This is a genomic window from Alkalibaculum bacchi (genome assembly GCF_937875145.1).
GTDB classification, from domain to species: domain Bacteria; phylum Bacillota; class Clostridia; order Eubacteriales; family Alkalibacteraceae; genus Alkalibaculum; species Alkalibaculum bacchi_A.
The window spans coordinates 1-2061 of sequence record NZ_CALNCS010000050.1; the positions used below are offsets into that span (position 1 = coordinate 1).

1 protein-coding gene is annotated in these 2061 nt (G+C 33.6%); it reads right to left on the reverse strand.

What is annotated here, in order from left to right; translation table 11 throughout:
* Nucleotides 1–595: 595 nt before the first annotated feature.
* Nucleotides 596–1849: a transposase gene (locus Q7P22_RS03060; RefSeq protein ID WP_303860483.1), complete on the reverse strand. Its 1254-nt coding sequence runs from the start codon at nucleotides 1847–1849 to the stop codon at nucleotides 596–598.
* Nucleotides 1850–2061: the final 212 nt, after the last annotated feature.

Genomic DNA, 2061 nt, shown 5'->3' on the forward strand with positions numbered 1-2061 from the left:
ATTGTTTTTTAAAGATTTGGCGGATTTATCTCTCTTTGTATGCTGTTTGCGCCCTAGTAAAACATTTTGTGAGTCCATTGTCTTTTGCAATTAGTTCCCTCCTTTTTCTTTCTATATTCGTTAGTAACTTATGATGCTATTATTTTACCGCTTATGGCTATTGCCTCCCTCCGGATATGTAATTATTTTAATGTTTTGAATTTATCGTAATTGTATAACAATTAGAACTAATTGCACATCATCAGTAATTTCAACTATATGCAGTTATATACATAAGCTAAAAACGATATCCCCCCAACCTTTTAATTTTGAGAAAATAAAAGCCTTATGTCATATTCAAAAAATAAACTAGTATGCAAATTTGTACATTAAATTTCTTTAGAGACTCTACCCCACGATGAAGCTCTTGCTTTAGGTTAACAAATGGCGCCCATAGTGGGCTGTCACCCATTTAATCATTATTTTGTGCTGATATAGATCTATAATTCATAGGAGTAATCCCTTCAATAGATTTAAACTTTCGGATAAAGTTACTTTTATCTACATAGCCTTGAGTTTCCGTTAATTGCATTTAGAAAACGAATAGTTTACCGATTTAGGTGGCAAATTTGAAACTAAGTTGACGGTATGTAGGGCGCTTTGTCTTGAACCAATGCCTGATGCCCTCTCTTGCATACGACAATATTCCAGAAACACCTTTTGCAAGTCGGTAATAGTTAAAATAAACTTTTTCCTTTATTGGGTTTGCTGATTTTATAATTGCAACTTTAAGGGCACTTGTCTCTGGTTTCATTGAAAGTAGCGCTAAAAATTCCATGCATAGAGTTATATAGAAATTCAATGCGTTGATAGCGATGAGTTTTCTTACACGAAAATTCTCAAACTGAAAGATCTGTTTTTTACTGCGAAAATATTCTTCTATGCGCCATCTTGAAAAATATAAGTTCGCAATATTTATCACATCATCTTTTGATTTGATTTCCTTATTTGTTGCAAGCATCATGGGGTGCTCCGTAATGCCATAAACAAGAACCAGATAGATATCTTTTCTAGAAGCAGTTATCTGCACCTTTACATGGGAAAGGTAAGCATCGTGCTGTTTGCCCTTGTAGTACAACGACATTTTAATCTTACCCTTTCGACGTTCACAAAGCTCTGTGGCAGGTGTCCAGTTTTGGTGATAAAGCAGCTTTCGCCTAGCAGTGAGACGAATGACATAATCTTGACCTAGTTCATCCATTTTCAAGAACATTTTATTACTATCATAGCCTCTGTCCATAATGTAGGTAGCCTTTCCAAATATAGCAGAACCACGTTCCATAGCTGCAAAAGTAACGTCATTAGTGGAAGTAAAGTCCTTTTCTTTAGAAGAATAAATTTGTGAAAAAATACTTACAGGATGGTTGTTTTTAGTAAGTACACAAGCTTCCGTAACAAGATATCCTTTTTTGAAAACATTTTTTGTACTAGTACTTTCTGAGCCATCACGGACAATGTCAAGAGATTCGAATTTATAGCCGTTTGGTTTTGTGATATCACTGTCATCTATATGAATCACAGGCTCATCAGGAACCAATTTCTTGATAGTGTCCAGATAAGAATTTTGAAGTTGATCTGGAATTCCTTTAAGCAGATTTTTTGAGAGCCTTTCAACAATATTTACTTTTTTTGAAGATTCATGAAGCTGATCAACAATGTCGGTGAGAAGACAACTTTTTGAAGCAAGCATTCCATAAATCATATCAGCCATAAATTTTTGTGCTGGCTTAAAAAGTACTTTCGAAAATTTATTTGTAAAATTTAATATTTCTCGTTTCATTGTGTAGGTATTTGATGTAAGATTAGTCATAAGGGATCCCTTCCTTTTTGTTTAGTAAGATTTTTCTTAGTAGCTTAATTTTACATCAAAAAGGAAGAAGATTCCTTATATTTTAGGCTTTTATGAAAGTTGTTAATAACTATTCTTGCTAAATTACTAGCCTGTGGATAAAAACACGGAAACTCAAGCTATTCCTGTATTGACTTTTCAAATATTATTTGATAGCAATATGGCACTGCAAC

Excerpts from the sequence above, each read along its gene's own strand:
- Q7P22_RS03060 (WP_303860483.1), bottom strand. The coding sequence starts at position 1,849 with ATGACTAATCTTACATCAAATACCTACACAATGAAACGAGAAATATTA.